21 protein-coding genes and 1 other annotated feature are annotated in these 15,268 nt (G+C 32.4%); of the genes, 19 read left to right on the top strand and 2 right to left on the bottom strand.

The features are described from left to right. Window position 1: 1 nt before the first annotated feature. Genes B5E79_RS05055 through B5E79_RS05045 form a run of 3 tightly spaced genes read left to right on the top strand, consistent with a single transcriptional unit; the run spans window position 2 to window position 2,702 of the window. A complete protein-coding gene (locus B5E79_RS05055; RefSeq protein WP_129736033.1) occupies window positions 2-820 on the top strand; it encodes a Cof-type HAD-IIB family hydrolase in 819 nt (272 codons plus the stop codon). After that, window positions 820-1,473, top strand: coding sequence for a uracil-DNA glycosylase (locus B5E79_RS05050; RefSeq protein WP_087244310.1), 654 nt, complete (start codon window positions 820-822; stop codon window positions 1,471-1,473). The genes B5E79_RS05055 and B5E79_RS05050 overlap by 1 nt, the downstream gene beginning before the upstream one ends. Then, entirely contained in the window at window positions 1,473-2,702 is a 1,230-nt protein-coding gene (locus B5E79_RS05045) for a bifunctional folylpolyglutamate synthase/dihydrofolate synthase (RefSeq protein ID WP_087297191.1), read from the top strand. Before B5E79_RS05050 ends, B5E79_RS05045 begins: the two co-directional genes overlap by 1 nt. Window positions 2,703-2,742: 40 nt before the next feature. On the opposite strand, the gene B5E79_RS05040 is transcribed toward B5E79_RS05045, so the two are convergent. Both B5E79_RS05040 and B5E79_RS05035 read right to left on the bottom strand, forming a co-directional pair. Further along, window positions 2,743-3,045, bottom strand: coding sequence for a spore coat protein GerQ (locus tag B5E79_RS05040; RefSeq protein WP_087297190.1), 303 nt, complete (start codon window positions 3,043-3,045; stop codon window positions 2,743-2,745). Window positions 3,046-3,053: 8 nt separating this feature from the next. After that, on the bottom strand, window positions 3,054-3,476 hold the full coding sequence (locus tag B5E79_RS05035; RefSeq protein WP_087244307.1) for a cell wall hydrolase: 423 nt from the start codon (window positions 3,474-3,476) through the stop codon (window positions 3,054-3,056). Between the two features lie 222 nt (window positions 3,477-3,698). Here B5E79_RS05035 and B5E79_RS05030 point away from each other — a divergent pair, with 222 nt between their 5' ends. From B5E79_RS05030 to B5E79_RS04955, 16 genes are all read left to right on the top strand, one after another. Continuing rightward, window positions 3,699-4,823 carry a glucose-1-phosphate adenylyltransferase gene (locus B5E79_RS05030; RefSeq protein ID WP_087297189.1) on the top strand — a complete coding sequence of 375 codons (1,125 nt, stop codon included), beginning with the start codon at window positions 3,699-3,701 and terminating at the stop codon, window positions 4,821-4,823. 18 nt (window positions 4,824-4,841) lie between these two features. After that, window positions 4,842-5,948: a glucose-1-phosphate adenylyltransferase subunit GlgD gene (gene glgD, locus B5E79_RS05025; protein ID WP_087297188.1), complete on the top strand. Its 1,107-nt coding sequence runs from the start codon at window positions 4,842-4,844 to the stop codon at window positions 5,946-5,948. After that, window positions 5,948-7,375 carry a glycogen synthase GlgA gene (gene glgA, locus B5E79_RS05020; protein ID WP_087244304.1) on the top strand — a complete coding sequence of 476 codons (1,428 nt, stop codon included), beginning with the start codon at window positions 5,948-5,950 and terminating at the stop codon, window positions 7,373-7,375. Before glgD ends, glgA begins: the two co-directional genes overlap by 1 nt. A gap of 100 nt (window positions 7,376-7,475) precedes the next feature. Next, window positions 7,476-7,991, top strand: coding sequence for a hypothetical protein (locus B5E79_RS05015; RefSeq protein ID WP_087297187.1), 516 nt, complete (start codon window positions 7,476-7,478; stop codon window positions 7,989-7,991). 121 nt (window positions 7,992-8,112) lie between these two features. Continuing rightward, the gene (cysS, locus tag B5E79_RS05010) at window positions 8,113-9,450 is read left to right on the top strand and encodes a cysteine--tRNA ligase (RefSeq protein ID WP_087244302.1); all 1,338 of its coding nucleotides are present in this window, start codon (window positions 8,113-8,115) and stop codon (window positions 9,448-9,450) included. Next, window positions 9,450-9,860 carry a Mini-ribonuclease 3 gene (locus B5E79_RS05005; protein ID WP_087244301.1) on the top strand — a complete coding sequence of 137 codons (411 nt, stop codon included), beginning with the start codon at window positions 9,450-9,452 and terminating at the stop codon, window positions 9,858-9,860. Before cysS ends, B5E79_RS05005 begins: the two co-directional genes overlap by 1 nt. Before the next feature lie 19 nt (window positions 9,861-9,879). Continuing rightward, window positions 9,880-10,611, top strand: a complete 732-nt coding sequence (rlmB, locus tag B5E79_RS05000) for a 23S rRNA (guanosine(2251)-2'-O)-methyltransferase RlmB (protein WP_087297186.1) — start codon at window positions 9,880-9,882, stop codon at window positions 10,609-10,611. A 12-nt stretch (window positions 10,612-10,623) separates the two neighbouring features. Next, window positions 10,624-11,238: a sigma-70 family RNA polymerase sigma factor gene (locus B5E79_RS04995; protein ID WP_087244299.1), complete on the top strand. Its 615-nt coding sequence runs from the start codon at window positions 10,624-10,626 to the stop codon at window positions 11,236-11,238. Window positions 11,239-11,276: 38 nt separating this feature from the next. Continuing rightward, window positions 11,277-11,426, top strand: coding sequence for a 50S ribosomal protein L33 (rpmG, locus tag B5E79_RS04990; protein WP_087244298.1), 150 nt, complete (start codon window positions 11,277-11,279; stop codon window positions 11,424-11,426). A gap of 9 nt (window positions 11,427-11,435) precedes the next feature. After that, window positions 11,436-11,624: a preprotein translocase subunit SecE gene (secE, locus tag B5E79_RS04985; RefSeq protein WP_087297185.1), complete on the top strand. Its 189-nt coding sequence runs from the start codon at window positions 11,436-11,438 to the stop codon at window positions 11,622-11,624. Window position 11,625: 1 nt separating this feature from the next. Continuing rightward, window positions 11,626-12,183: a transcription termination/antitermination protein NusG gene (gene nusG / locus B5E79_RS04980; RefSeq protein WP_087244296.1), complete on the top strand. Its 558-nt coding sequence runs from the start codon at window positions 11,626-11,628 to the stop codon at window positions 12,181-12,183. A 180-nt stretch (window positions 12,184-12,363) separates the two neighbouring features. Further along, window positions 12,364-12,783: a 50S ribosomal protein L11 gene (rplK, locus tag B5E79_RS04975; protein ID WP_087244295.1), complete on the top strand. Its 420-nt coding sequence runs from the start codon at window positions 12,364-12,366 to the stop codon at window positions 12,781-12,783. Window positions 12,784-12,806: 23 nt separating this feature from the next. Next, on the top strand, window positions 12,807-13,490 hold the full coding sequence (gene rplA, locus B5E79_RS04970) for a 50S ribosomal protein L1 (RefSeq protein ID WP_087244294.1): 684 nt from the start codon (window positions 12,807-12,809) through the stop codon (window positions 13,488-13,490). A gap of 15 nt (window positions 13,491-13,505) precedes the next feature. Continuing rightward, window positions 13,506-13,625: a sequence feature (ribosomal protein L10 leader region), on the top strand. A gap of 35 nt (window positions 13,626-13,660) precedes the next feature. Beyond that, a complete protein-coding gene (gene rplJ, locus B5E79_RS04965; protein ID WP_087244293.1) occupies window positions 13,661-14,182 on the top strand; it encodes a 50S ribosomal protein L10 in 522 nt (173 codons plus the stop codon). A gap of 25 nt (window positions 14,183-14,207) precedes the next feature. Beyond that, window positions 14,208-14,579 (top strand): 50S ribosomal protein L7/L12, encoded by a 372-nt coding sequence (rplL, locus tag B5E79_RS04960; protein ID WP_087244292.1) that lies wholly within the window; start codon window positions 14,208-14,210, stop codon window positions 14,577-14,579. A gap of 56 nt (window positions 14,580-14,635) precedes the next feature. Continuing rightward, a complete protein-coding gene (locus B5E79_RS04955; RefSeq protein WP_087297184.1) occupies window positions 14,636-15,229 on the top strand; it encodes a class I SAM-dependent methyltransferase in 594 nt (197 codons plus the stop codon). The last annotated feature ends 39 nt before the right edge of the window (window positions 15,230-15,268 follow it).

The following is a 15,268-nucleotide window of genomic DNA, read 5'->3' as shown; positions in this document are numbered from 1 at the left end:
AGTGAAATATAAAGTGATCGCAAGTGATATGGATGAAACATTGTTGAATGATCAACATAAGATCTGTCAGAGAAATATTGATTTTATACGAATGGCGAAAGAAAAAGGAGTGAAATTTGTCCCAGCAACTGGGCGTGGTTTCATGTCTATTCAACGTGATTTAAAATTATTAGGATTGTATGATATACCACAAGAATATGTCTTATCTTTCAATGGTGGAGCTTTAACAGAAAACAAAGATAATAAGCTTTTATATTTTGAAGGACTTTCTTTTGAAAAGACAAAAGAAATCTTTGAATTTGGTTTACAGCAAGATGTCTGCCAGCATATTTATACAAAGGATAAAGTCTATGTTTATAATTTATCTGAATCTGAAGCGAAGCGTATTCGTGAACAACAGGTTGAATGTGAAATCATGACTGAAAATACAATGGATTTTCTAAAAGATGAGCCTATCTCAAAAATCCTTTTCCAAAATACAGATGTGCCTTATTTAATGAGTCTGGAACCTCAAATGAAAGCTATCACTGAGGGAATGTGTGCAGTAAGCTATTCTTCTAATCGTTATATGGAATTTAATAAGATTGGTGTGGATAAAGGACAGGGATTAAAACATTTAGCTCAAATCATTGGTGTTGATTTATCTGAATGCATTGCTGTAGGGGATAATTATAATGATTTACCAATGTTAGAAGTTGCTGGTTTATCAGTTGCAGCTGGTAATGCTGTGGAAGATGTGAAAAAAGTTTGTGATGTTGTCACAAAAGCAGACAATAATGAAGGTGTCATTGCTGAAATTGTAGAAAGGTTTATTCTTTAATGGATTTTAAAACAATTATTGATCATGAACGTCAACAGCCTTATTATCAGCAGTTAGAAGCTTTTGTGAATCATGAATATCAGATACATACGGTTTATCCACCTCGCAATCGTATTTTTCATTGCTTTAATTTTAAAGATTATGACGATATTAAAGTTGTCATTATTGGGCAGGATCCTTATCATGAAGAACATCAGGCTAATGGCTTGGCTTTTAGTGTCGCAAAGGGTGTGCAAATTCCACCGAGTCTGGTTAATATTTATAAAGAAGCACATGATGATGTTGGAATTGATATTCCTCGTCATGGTGATTTATCTGCGTGGGCACATCAGGGTGTGTTATTATTAAATACTGTTTTGACAGTACAAGCTCATCGTGCTAATTCTCATAAAGAAAAAGGATGGGAAATTTTCACCAATCATATTATTGAGGCTATGAATCAAAGAGAGAAGCCATTAGTATTTATATTGTGGGGAAGACAGGCTATTGATAAAGCGAAAATGATTGATCAGACAAAACACTGTGTCATTACTAGCCCTCATCCTTCACCTTTATCAGCTTATCGTGGTTTTTTTGGTTCGAAACCTTTTTCTAAAACGAATCAGTTTTTAATAAGTCAAGGGATAGAACCGATAGATTGGAGGATTCGTTAATGTTTACTCATGTGAATGATGCCATTGCATATATAGAATCAAAAAGAAGTAAAAGAACAATTGATCAATTTCGAGAAACCTTAAATAAATGTCACATTTTAATGAAACAAAAAAATATGATACATATTGCTGGAACCAATGGAAAAGGTTCAACTGTGAATTATTTAAGAAGTATCTTAAATGCTCATGGGTATAAAGTTGGAACTTTTACATCACCTTATTTGATCAGTCATAATGATCGTATTCGTGTTGATGATGTTCCTATAAGTGATGAAGATTTATTGAAATACGTGAATCAATATTATCGCATCATTGAAGAAGATCAGTTATCTATGTTTGAAATTGATGTCTTAATCATGTTGGCTTATTTTCAATCTTTGGATTTGGATTATCGTATCATTGAAACGGGTATTGGTGGTTTGAATGATAAAACGAATGTCATTGATCCTATTGTCAGTGCTATTACGAATATAGGGCTTGATCATCAAAAACAATTAGGGGATATTTATGATATTATTAATGAAAAAATGGGTATCATAAAACCGAATCAGATGTTTATTACCAGTGAAACAAAGGGAACAATTCTAGCAAGATTTCAAGAACAATGTGATGCTATGGGAGCAGTGATGTATGTCGTTCCAGAATATCAGGTGTCACGTTATCCATTTCATTTTAGATATCGTGATATGGCATTTACCTTGGAAAATCAAGGAATCTATCAGGTGACAAATGCCAGACTTGCTTTAACTATTGCTTCAAAACTTATTAAGTTTGATCCTGTTGTTACACAACCAGCGATTGAACAGGCTTCATGGAAAGGGCGTTATGAAACATTATCTTATCATGATGTACAGGTTGATATTGATGGAGCACATAATATGCCTGGAATCCAAGCTTTGTTGCAGACATTAAGAGTCAAAAAAGAAAAGGATGTAGCGATTATCTTTTCTTGTTTGAATGATCGTGATGTTGATGAGATGATTGATGAAATGTTAAAAGCAGGTTATCCTGTCTATGTGACAACGTTTCAGGATGAAAGAGCTATTGATTTATCGACCATAGAACCACGTCCTCAATTAACAATTGTTAAAAGTTATATTGAGGCTATGCAGACAGCTTATATAAAAAAACAGCATATTGTGGTAACGGGGTCATTGCATTTTATCTCGAAAGTGAGAAAATATCTGATTGAATTAAAAAATCAGGAATTAAAGAAAGTAAGTGAATAAAAACCAATAAAGAACGAAACTTTATTGGTTTTTTTAATTGCTATCGTGTATTAAAATTGATAGGTTCATCAAATTCGGCCCAAACGAAATAGACAAACTGAAAAATATAATATTTTTGATTTTTGGGGTCACGTACGACAAAATGGTCACGTCCTACTTCTTCGATAATACCTTTGTATACACGATCGCGCCAGTCTTCACTGCCAGTATATGTGAAGTAAAAAGTACCAAGTTTTCCGATATTTAAACGTAAAATATTTTCTAAATAAGTCTGTTCAGAAATGGGAGTTGGTAGAGATGAAGTTTGAGATCCGGGAACGATTGTTTGATTGTTTGTATCCATATATCCTCCTATAAGTCGCAATTTAATTTAGCACCAGGTGCATAGAAACAGTGATTTTTGTAACGTCCGCTGAGTTCGCCATAAAATTGTTGGGGGCATGAGACATTGCTGCCAGGATTTTTAAACCATAAGGCATTTGTAGCTGGTTCAATACGATAACCATCAATATTGCGTAAAGCCAGTTCTTTTTCTTTGGCGTTAACAGGTTGATTGAATAATGGTTGTCCGACCCCAGAAAAAGCATTTTTTTGATAAACAACTTCAGAAATTGTGCGTGTATCTTTAAAAACATCGCAGTTAGCTACGACACGATTTACGACAACATTACCGACCATCAACATACCTTCTTCACCTTCGCCTAATGCTTCAGCTTTCATAATGCGTGCCAGTAAATCAACATCAGAATCGTTGTATAAGATTCTAGGAGACATTCTAATCACCTCTATTCACTATATGAAAAAATTTAGAAAAGTTGCTAAAAATAAAAAAATATTGATGAGTTCAATATTATTTAAAAACAGAATGAAATTGATAAAAATTTGATAAAAATTTTTAATTAAAATTGACATGAAATAGTATTTTTTTAAAAAAGATTGTGATAAAATAGAGGTATAGGTAAGCACTTTCACAATCACAATTGAGGAGGAAAAATTATGGGAAAAGAAATTGTTGCGATGATTTTAGCTGGAGGACGTGGAACACGTCTTGAAGCATTAACTGCAAAAGTAGCGAAACCTGCTGTACATTTTGGAGGAAAGTATAGAATTATAGACTTTCCTTTAAGTAATTGTGCGAACTCTGGAATTGATGTTGTTGGAGTTTTGACACAATACGAATCAGTCTTGCTTGGAACATATGTAGGTGCTGGAACTAAGTGGGGACTTGATGGAAATAACTCATTAGCTGCTATCTTGCCAGCTCGTGAAAGAGGTGGAGTTGGAGCAACATGGTATGCAGGAACAGCTGATGCCATTTATCAGAATATCAGTTTCTTAGATCAATATGATCCTGAATATGTTTTGATTTTATCAGGAGACCATATTTATAAGATGGATTATGCTGAAATGTTGGCAGCACATAAAGAAAAAGGTGCTGATTTAACAGTGGCTGTTTTAAATGTTTCTTTAAAAGAAGCAAGTCGTTTTGGTATTATGAATACAAATAAAGATGGTTCAATTTATGAATTTGAAGAAAAACCTGAAAAACCAAAATCAACTTTGGCATCTATGGGTATTTATATCTTTACTTATAAAGAATTAAGAAAATATTTGATTGAAGATGCAAAAGATGACAATAGTAAACATGATTTTGGTATGAATATCATTCCAATGATGTTAGAAGATAAGAAAAAATTATATGCTTATGAATTCTCTGGTTATTGGAAAGATGTTGGAACTGTGGAAAGTTTATGGCAAGCCAATATGGACTTGTTAGATGATAAAGAGTTAGATCTTTATAATGTGAAAAAGGATTGGAAAATCTATACTGAAGATACATTGAGTAAACCTCAAATTATTGGTGAAGAAGCATCAATTAAGCATTCACTTGTTACTCAAGGTTGTATCGTTAATGGTGATGTAGAAGGTTCTGTCTTATTCAACAATGTATATATCGGTGAAGGTGCAAAGGTTGTTGATTCTGTCTTAATGCCAGGTGTATTGGTAGAAGAGGGTGCAGAAATCTACAAAGCTATTGTTGATGAAGGTGTTGTCATTAAATCAACTGACGTCATCAATAAAGAAGCTAAAGAAGTGGAACTTGTCAGTGACAATGCATAATAAGAGGGGGTTAACGAGATGGCAAAAGTAGTTGGATATATAAATTTACACTCTGATGTTTCATATAAAGGTTTAACAGAAAAAAGGCCAGTAGCTTCAGTAAGCTTTTTAGGTCGTTATGGAATTATTGATTTTGTTTTATCAAATATGTCAAATTCTAATGTGGATACAGTGGGTATTCTTATTAAAGAAAAACCAAGATCATTGTTTAAACATTTAGGAAATGGAAACTCTTGGAATTTTAACTCTAAATCTGGAGGAGTTTCACTTTTATATAATGAAAAATATGCAAATAGTTCAATGTATAATCATGATATTAATAATATTGTGGAAAATATTGCTTTTCTTGAAAAATCAAAAGCAGATTATGTTGTGATTGCACCAGCTCATATTATTACAACAATGAATTATGCTGATGTTGTTGATGCACATGCAAAATCTGGTGCTGAAATTACAATGGTTTATCAAAAAATCGATAATGCTGATGAAACATTTGTTGGTTCTGATTTCTTACGTTTAAAAGGTAAACAAGTTATGGAAATCAAGAATAATAAAGGAAATAGAAAAGAGAGAAATATTTCTTTAGAAACATATGTTATTAATAAAAAGACATTATTAAAATTAATTAGCTATGCTCAAAAGATTAGTTCATTCTTTAATTTAAGAGATACACTTGCTTACTTATGTGATGAAAGAAAAATCATGGCTTATGAATATAAAGGATTTGCAAGATGCATTGATTCTTATGAAGCTTATTATAAAGTGAGCATGGAATTCTTGGATATGGATGTTTCAACACAAGTCTTTAAGAGTACTTGGCCAATCTTTACCAATACAAATGATACACCACCTACAAAATATTTAAAGAATGCCATTGTTAAAAAATCATTTGTGGCTAATGGGGCTATCATTGACGGTGAAGTTGATGGATGTATTTTATCACGAAATGTTACAATTGGTAAAAATGCCGTTGTGAAAAATTGTATTATATTAAATGGTTCTAAAGTTTGCGCAGGAGCTCATTTGGAAAATGTAGTTATTGATAAAGATGCTCGTGTAGAAAAGAAAACAGAGCTTATTGGTGAAGGAGAACCACTTTATGTTAAAGAAGGGGATGTTGTATAATGAAAATCGTATTTGCAACAAGTGAAGCGAATCCCTATATTAAATCAGGTGGTTTAGCAGATGTTTTAGGATCACTTCCAAAAGCACTTGTTCAAAAAGGACATGAATGTATTGTTGTTTTGCCTAAATATCAGGATATGAAATTGGCAGATACAATTGAATATGTGACAAACTATGATATCTGGGTTGGTTGGAGAAAATGCTATTGTGGTGTTTTTAAAGCTGAATATGATGGTGTCACTTATTATTTCATTGATAATGAACAATACTTTAGAAGACCTGGTTTATATGGTTATGATGATGATAATGAAAGATTTGCATTTTTTGACTTTGCAGTTTTAGAATTGTTATCACACATTGATATTAAACCAGACATCTTACATTTACATGATTGGCAAACGGCTATGATTGCCACATTATATAAAGAAAGATATGCATATTATGAATATTATCAAGGTATTAAAATTGTTTTCACAATCCATAATATTGCATATCAGGGAAAATGTGATCCTGCATTGTTAAGTGATCATTTTGGATTAGATAATTATCTCTATTATAATGGTAACTGCCGTAATGATGGATGTTTCAATATGATGAAAGCAGCTATTTATTATAGTGATATTATTACGACTGTATCACCAACTTATGCTAAAGAAATATTAACAGATAGCTTTGGTGAAGGATTACAGAATATCTTACAAATGCGTCGTCATGATTTGTATGGTATTTTAAATGGTATTGATTATGAAACAATCAATCCTGCCACAGATCCTGAAATTGTAGAACATTTTGACATTACAAATGTTGATGAAAAGAAAGTTATTAATAAATTAGCTTTACAAAAAGAATGTGGATTGCCAGAAAATAAAGATGTCCCATTAATTGGTATTGTCACAAGATTGACTTGGCAAAAGGGATTAGATTTAATTATTAATCGTATGGAAGAATTGATGAAACGTGATGTTCAAGTTGTGATTTTAGGTGCTGGTGATCAAAAATATGAAGAACCACTTAAAGGAATAGCAGCTTATCATAATCAAAAGTTATCATTAAATCTTAAATATGACTTTGGTTTATCTTGTCGTATCTATGCTGGTTGTGATATGTTCTTGATGCCATCATTATTTGAACCTTGTGGTTTATCACAAATGATGTCACTTCGTTATGGAACAATACCAATTGTCAGAGAAACAGGTGGATTAAAGGATAGCGTGGAACCATATAATGAGTATGAAAATACAGGTGATGGATTCAGCTTTAAAAATTATAATGCACATGAAATGATGGACATTATTGACTATGCATTAAAGGTTTATCAGGATAAAGAAAAATGGCAAGGATTGGTTCATCGTGCAATGGAAGCGAAACTTGATTGGGATAAAAGTGCTGATGCCTATTTGAAAGTTTTTAATTCATTGTTAGATTAATAAAGGGGATAGGGAAACCTATCTCTTTTGTTTGATAAAGAAATTTTATTTGATTTTCAGAGTTGAGTTTAGTACAATGTTTCCATAAGGAGGGAGGAAAATGAAGATCTCAATCAAAATTTTGGCGGTTTTATTATTGGTTGTGACTCTTTTTGCATGTGAAAAAGAGAAAACAGATATATCTTTAGAAAGAGATGGAACTCTTTATGAAGTCGCTGATCAGGTTTCCTTCTATTACCCTAAAGATTTTCAATTAAATGTGAACAATGAAAATCAAAAAGATGTTCGATTTACAAAAAATGATGAAATGTATATTTACGCAACAATCATTGATGATACGGATAATGTTTTAAATGAATTGCCTCAATTATATGGAGGACAATTGGAAGAAGAAGGTGCCATTGATGTTTATTATTATAAGGAAGTTATTCCAAGTGGTATCGAGTGTTATCGGTTTACAGGGACTTATCAGGCTTCGGGTATGAAATTTGTACAAATGGTATATTTTACTGAGGAAGCAAGTTATATTTATAGTTATCAAGCTCCAGAAAATGTATATGATGAACAAAGTGGTGTGGCTTTACAGTATTTAGAATCTTTGACAGTTCATCATTAATCTTGATTAACTCATATGAATTTGTTATAGTATTGATAGATAAAGAGTTAATAAAGCATTTGATAAGGTTAATAGAAGTGAAATCTTTATCATATGCTTTTTTATTTAAGGAGGAAAGGGAATGAAGCTGTTTAATTCACTCACAAATCAAAAGGAAGAGTTTGTTCCAATTAAAAAGGGAGAAGTCAGTATTTATGTTTGTGGACCAACGGTTTACAATTATGTGCATATTGGTAATACACGTCCAATGATTGTGTTTGACATATTGAGAAGAACTTTTGAATATTTAGGTTATAAGGTGACATTTGTTTCTAATTTTACGGATGTAGATGATAAAATCATAAAAGCTGCTAAAGAAGAAGGTGTCAGTGAAAAAGAATTAACAGATAAATATATTAAAGCCTATGAAGATGTTCGTAGAGGTTTAAATTTGTTGTTTCCAACTTATGCTCCACGTGTAACTGAAACGATGCAGCCTATTATTGATTTTATTGCTGGTCTTGTTGAACAGGGATATGCATATGAAGTTGATGGTGACGTTTATTTTAGAGTTACAAAAATTCATGAATATGGGATGTTATCAGGGATTAAAATTGAAGATTTGATTGCTGGAGCAAGTGAACGTGTGGATGATAATGATAAAAAAGAAAGCTCAACAGATTTTGCATTATGGAAAAAAACAGATGAAGGAATTCAATTTGATAGTCCATGGTCTAAAGGAAGACCAGGATGGCATACAGAATGTGTTGTTATGATTAATGATATCTTTGAAAATGGACGCATTGATATTCATGGTGGTGGACAGGATTTAAAATTCCCACATCATGAAAATGAAATTGCACAGTCTATGGCATGTCATCATCATCCGATTGCACATATCTGGATGCATAATCAGATGATTAACATTAATAATCAGAAAATGTCAAAATCTTTAGGAAATGTTTTATGGGCTAAAGATTTATTAGAACAGCTTGGCTGCAATGTTTATAAATGGCTCATGCTTTCTACACATTATCGTAATCCATTGAATTTTACAGATGAAGTTTTGAATAATGTGAAAAAAGAAGTTGAAAAAGTAGAAAATATTATTAAACAAGTGTCTTTATATTTACAGATTCAACATATTGATCATAAAGATTATTATAAAAATATTGTGGATCAAATGGTGGAAGCATTGAGTGATGATTTGAATACTTCATTAGCATTGTCACAAATTTTAGGACAAGTGAAAGTTTTGAATCAATTGATGAGAGTCAAAGAAAAAGATGATTTAGAAATATCAAAGAATTATCAGACGTTGCTTTGTATGTTAGATACAATGGGATTTGTTTATAATCCAAAACAGTTAAGTGATAGTGAAATTGCTTTATATCAGCAATGGCAAAAAGAAAAAAGTGCAAAGAATTTTGAACAGGCAGATTTATTAAGACAAGAATTACAGAATAAAGGAATTTTATAATGAAACCAGAATTAATAAATGTATTAGCTTTAGCGTATTTAGGTGATAGTGTTTTTGAGGTTTATGTGAGAGAATATCTATTGGTTGAAAAAGGCATCATGAAGCCAGATTTATTACAGCAGGCCTCTAAGTCATTTGTCAGTGCCAAAGCTCAGGCGGCATTTATGCAGGAAGCTATTTTGAAACAATGGTTAAGTGAAGAAGAAATAAGTATTTATAAAAGAGGGAGAAATGCAAAGAGTCGACATGTACCGAAAAATACATCAGTATTTATCTATAATCAGTCGACAGGTTTTGAAGCGTTAATAGGACATTTGTATTTATTAAAAAAGCAAGAGAGAATAACAGAAATTTTTGAGTTATTTAAATTATTTGTTTGTGAAAATGAGAAAAACATGAGAAAAATTTGAGACGCATGGAGTGAAAAATATGACACAATATATTTATGGAAAAAACACAGTTATAGAATCTTTAAAGGGAAATAAACCAGTTTATGAGGTTTATTTGATGAAAAATGCAAAAGATGATAAAGTTCTTTCCCTTGCAAAAGCTAAACATGTGAAGGTGCATATGGTGCGTCATAAAGATGAGTTAAATCAACTTGTTGGATCTGTTGTTCATCAAGGTATTGTGGCAGCAGTACAAGATTATCGTTATTATACGCTTGAAGAAATTTTCAATGCTATTCCACAAGGGAAACAACCATTGTTGCTGATGCTTGATGGTTTGGAAGATCCACATAATCTAGGAGCTATTTTAAGAACTTGTGATGCTATTGAAGTCGATGGTGTTATTATTGGTAAAAATAGGAGTGTAGGATTATCTGCAACCGTAGCTAAAGTATCTACTGGAGCCATTGATTATGTGAAAGTTGCACAAGTGACGAATTTATCAAGAACTTTAGACGATTTAAAGGAAAAAGGTTTTTGGGTCGTTGGTTGTGACTTAGATGAATCACAGGACTATCGTGCCATTGATTACAATATGCCTCTTGTCGTTGTGATTGGCTCAGAGGGGTTTGGTATATCACGTCTGGTTAAAAAGCATTGTGATATGAATGTTGTTTTACCTATGACGGGACATGTTACGTCTTTAAATGCTTCTGTTGCTTCAGCGATTATACTTTATCAGATTTACAATTCACGTCATCCTTTAAAGTAGAAAGGAGGTAGCATGCAAGGCTACAATTATGATGATGAATTGGTTTATTTAATGCGATGTGGCAGTGAGGAAGCTCAAGATATACTTTATAAACGCTATTATCGCAGAGTTTCAAAATGGGTATTAGCTTTTACAAAATATTTTATAAATGGTTATGAATATGAAGATTTTATTCAAATGGCTATGATGGGTTTTCATGATATTCTGGATAGTTATCGTGATGACCAAAAAGCAAGCTTATCGACATTTATGAAGATTGCTATTACCAAACGCATTTTAAGTTTAATGCGTGTGAATAAGGATGTTTGTTATCGTGCAGGAATGACAATTCTTTCCTTGGATAGTTATACGAGTGAAGATGAAGATACACGCTATATAGATCTGGTCGCTGATATTCATGAGCGCTATCAGCCTGAAGTTCATCTGATTGTTAAAGAAACAGCCACTTACTATGCTTTACAGATTGATGCCAAAACATCGCAACGTGAAAAGATGGTTATGAATTACAAAAAGGCTGGTTATGACGAAGTAGAAATTGCAAAAAAGCTTCATATTTCAGTAAAAAGTGTCTATAATGCGGTTTATCGCTATTCAAAGAAAATAGTTGCCATTGACGAGCTAAAATAAATATGTTAAATTATATTAACGGTAAAGGAGTGATGAACATGAAACAAAAAGTAATCTTGGTTTGTAGTGAGTGTTTATCACGTAATTATTCAGTCACTAAAAATAAAAGATTAAATGTAGAAAGACTTGAGTTAAGAAAATATTGTAAAAAATGTGGAAAACATACAATCCATAAAGAAACAAAATAGGAGGTAGACATGAAAATCAAAGAATGGTGTACACTAAAGGGTATTCGTGCTGAAATCAAGAATATTCATTGGTTAACAAAAAAAGAATTGGCTTATAATTCAGTTGTTGTTTTGGTTTTTTGCTTTTTGTTTGGAATTTACTTTTATGGTAGCGATGCAGTTATTGCATTAATTTTAAAAGCATTGGGGTTGAATTAAGATGTCTGGAATGAATGATGAAGGAAGACGCTGGTATGTTGTGAATACATATTCAGGTCATGAAAATAAAGTTAAAGAAAATTTAGAAAAACGTGTTGAATCAATGGGATTACAGGACTGTCTATTTAATATTGTGATTCCTGAACACGTAGAAACTGAAATTAAAGATGGTAAAAAAATTAATAAAACGAAAAATATGTTTCCTGGTTATGTACTGGTAGAAATGATCATGACAGATGAAGCATGGTATATTGTTCGTAATACATCAGGAGTAACTGGGTTCATTGGATCTTCTGGTGGTGGAGCGAAACCATTCCCATTACCTAAGGAAGAAATTGATCCTATTTTAAAAAGTATGGGTATCAAAACATCTCAAGTTGAAGTTGATTTTGGTGTTGGTGATGAAGTTCGTGTTGTTTCTGGTCCATTTGCTGGAAAACAGGGAAAAGTGGAATCTATTGATCATGAAAAAGAAGAAGCTTCTGTTTTGATTGATTTCTTAGGTAATCAAAATTTAATGGAAATTGGGCTTGTTCAGTTAGAAAAAGTTGAATTATAATGAAAAGACCTGAAATATGGTCTTTTTTTGATAAAAAAGTTGATTTATTCAATAAAAAACTATTGCATTCCTTAATAGATTATGTATAATAATTAAACGACGCAATATGTGTTACTATGCGTGGGAGGATTGACTGTCCTGTACCACAGCACGGACAAATTTTTATAGGAGGTGTGTCGCGTGAGTAAAAAAGTCACAAGAGTTATGAAAATTCAATTCCCTGCTGGGGGAGCAAAACCAGGGCCAGCTTTAGCAGGTGCTGGAATTCAGATGCCAAAATTCTGTACTGCTTTCAACGATCAAACTAAAGATCGTATGGGAGAAACTGTACCAGTTGTTTTGACAATCTATGAAGATAAAAGTTTTGATTTCGTATTAAAAACTGCTCCAACTGCAGAAATGATCAAAAAGGCATGTGGAATTAAGAAAGCTGCTTCTGATTCTAAACAAACAGTTGCAACTTTATCAGCTGAAAAATTAAAAGAAATCGCTGAATACAAAATGCCTGATTTAAATGCTAACGATTTAGAAGGAGCTATGAAAATCGTAGCTGGTACTGCTCGTAATATGGGTGTAAAAGTTGAAGGCTTAGATGCTTAATTTAATGAAGAGGAGATAAGAAAATGGCTAAAAGAAGTAAAAAATATCAAGAAGCCGCTGCTCTTATTGAAAAAGGTAAAGCTTACCCAATTGATGAAGCAGTTGCTTTAGTAAAGAAAACAAGTAAAGTTAATTTTGATGCAAGTGTGGATGTTGTATTTAAATTAGGATTAGATACAAGACATGCTGATCAACAATTACGTGGTGCAGTTGTATTACCACACGGAACTGGAAAAACTAAAAAAGTTTTAGTTGTCACTCAAGGAGCTAAAGTTGAAGAAGCTAAAGCTGCTGGAGCAGATGTTGTAGGTGGAAAAGAAATTCTTGAAGATATCCAAAAAGGATGGCTTGATTTCGAAGTTATGATTGCAACACCTGATATGATGGCTGAATTAGGAAAATTAGGACGTATTTTAGGGCCTAAAGGATTAATGCCTAACCCTAAAACTGGAACAGTCACTATGGATGTAGCAAAAGCTGTTCAAGAAACAAAAGCTGGTAAAGTGACTTACCGTACTGATAAAGATGGTAATGTTCATATGCCAATCGGAAGAGTATCTTTCGATGATGAAAAACTTGCAGAAAACTTTAAAACAGTTTACGACTTATTATTAAGAGTTAAACCATCTTCTGCAAAAGGAACTTATATGAAGAACATCGTTGTTTCTTCAACTATGGGTCCTTCAGTAAAAGTTGCTTCAATGTAATTGAAATCATAACAAAAAGACGCAATCAATATACCGTAGACAGCAACGGGGAAACCTTAATGAAGTTGCCGAGGTGATATTGTCAAAGAATTGACAACTCCCTCGTGTTTACTGAGGGAGTTTTTCACGGATATATTGTTGCATATATAAAATCAATAGGAGGTGTAACAATGTCAAAAGAAATCTTAGAAGCGAAACAACAGGTTGTTGCTGAAATTAGTGAACAATTAAAAGCTTCACAATCAACAGTTGTTGTAGAATATCGTGGATTAACAGTGGCTGAAGTTACTGAATTACGTAGAGCTTTAAGAGCTGAAAATGTGGGATTTAAAGTTTATAAAAACACATTAGTTCAAAGAGCTGTTGAACAAGAAGGTATGAACGAATTAGAAGAATACCTTGTTGGTCCAAATGCTTTAGCGTTTGGTAAAGATGATGCAGTGGCTCCTGCAAGAATCTTAGCTGATTTTGCAAAAGACCATGAAGCATTACAAATTAAAGCTGCTTATATCGAAGGTAAATTCTTACCAAAAGAAGAAGTTATGGCAGTGGCAAAATTACCTAATCGTGAAGGTATGTACTCAATGTTACTTGCATGTATGAAAGAACCTGTTGCAAAAGTGGCAAGAGTTATTCAAGCTGTTGCTGATGCAAAAGGTGGAGATGCAGCTGAAGAAGCTGCTGCTGAATAGTTAAAAATGAACGGAGGAAAATAAAATGGCAAAATTAACACATGAAGATATCTTAGCTTATTTAGAAGAAGCTACAATTTTAGAATTAAATGATTTAGTAAAAGCAATCGAAGAAAAATTTGATGTAACTGCTGCTGCTCCTGTAGCTGTTGTTGCTGGTGGAGAAGCTGCTGCAGATGCTGCACCTGCTAACGTAACTGTAACATTAACTGATGTTGGTGCTACTAAAGTTGCTGTTATCAAAGCAGTAAGAGAAATCACTGGTTTAGGATTAGTTGATGCTAAAGGATTAGTAGACAAAGTTCCAGCTGAAATTAAGAAAGATATTCCTGCAGAAGAAGGAGCTAAGATTAAAGAACAATTAGAAGCTGCTGGTGCAACTGTAGAAGTTAAATAATTTCTTGGAATAAAAAAGCCCTTGTCAAAGGGCTTTTTATCTTAGGAGAATAGAAGATGACACATTATTATACAAATAATATTGATTTAAAATCTCAAAAAACACAAATTTCTTTTCAATATAGAGGACATCATCTGGTTTTTATAAGTGATAGTGGCGTTTTTTCAAAAGAACGTATTGATTATGGTTCGCGTGTTTTATTGGAAAGCATGAATATACAATCTCATCAAAAAACATTATTAGATGTTGGTTGTGGTTATGGGACTTTAGGTATTTCTTTAAAGAAAGTCTATCCATGGTTACATGTTGAAATGGTTGATGTGAATGAACGTGCTATTGCATTGGCTAATGAGTCTATTGAATATAATCAGGAAAATGATATTATTGCTTATAAAAGCTCGGTTTATGAAAATGTAAAAGATACATTTGATATTATTGTTTCTAATCCGCCTATTCGTGCAGGGAAAAAGATTGTTTTTGAAATATTAGAAAAAGCCTATGATCATTTAAATAATCAAGGAGAATTATTTATTGTTATTCAAAAAAAACAAGGCGCTCCTTCAGCTAAGAAAAAAATGGAAGATGTTTTTGGGAATTGTGAAATTATAAAACGTGATAAAGGATATTTTATTTTAAAATCTGTAAAATAACACTGTTTTTTACTGTTTCAAAAGTTATTTTGAAATTTA

The organism is Massilimicrobiota sp. An134 (assembly GCF_002160815.1).
GTDB lineage: Bacteria > Bacillota_I > Bacilli_A > Erysipelotrichales > Coprobacillaceae > Allocoprobacillus > Allocoprobacillus merdigallinarum.
Note: the sequence above shows the minus strand (reverse complement) of the source record. Positions and strands in the feature narration are given on the sequence as shown.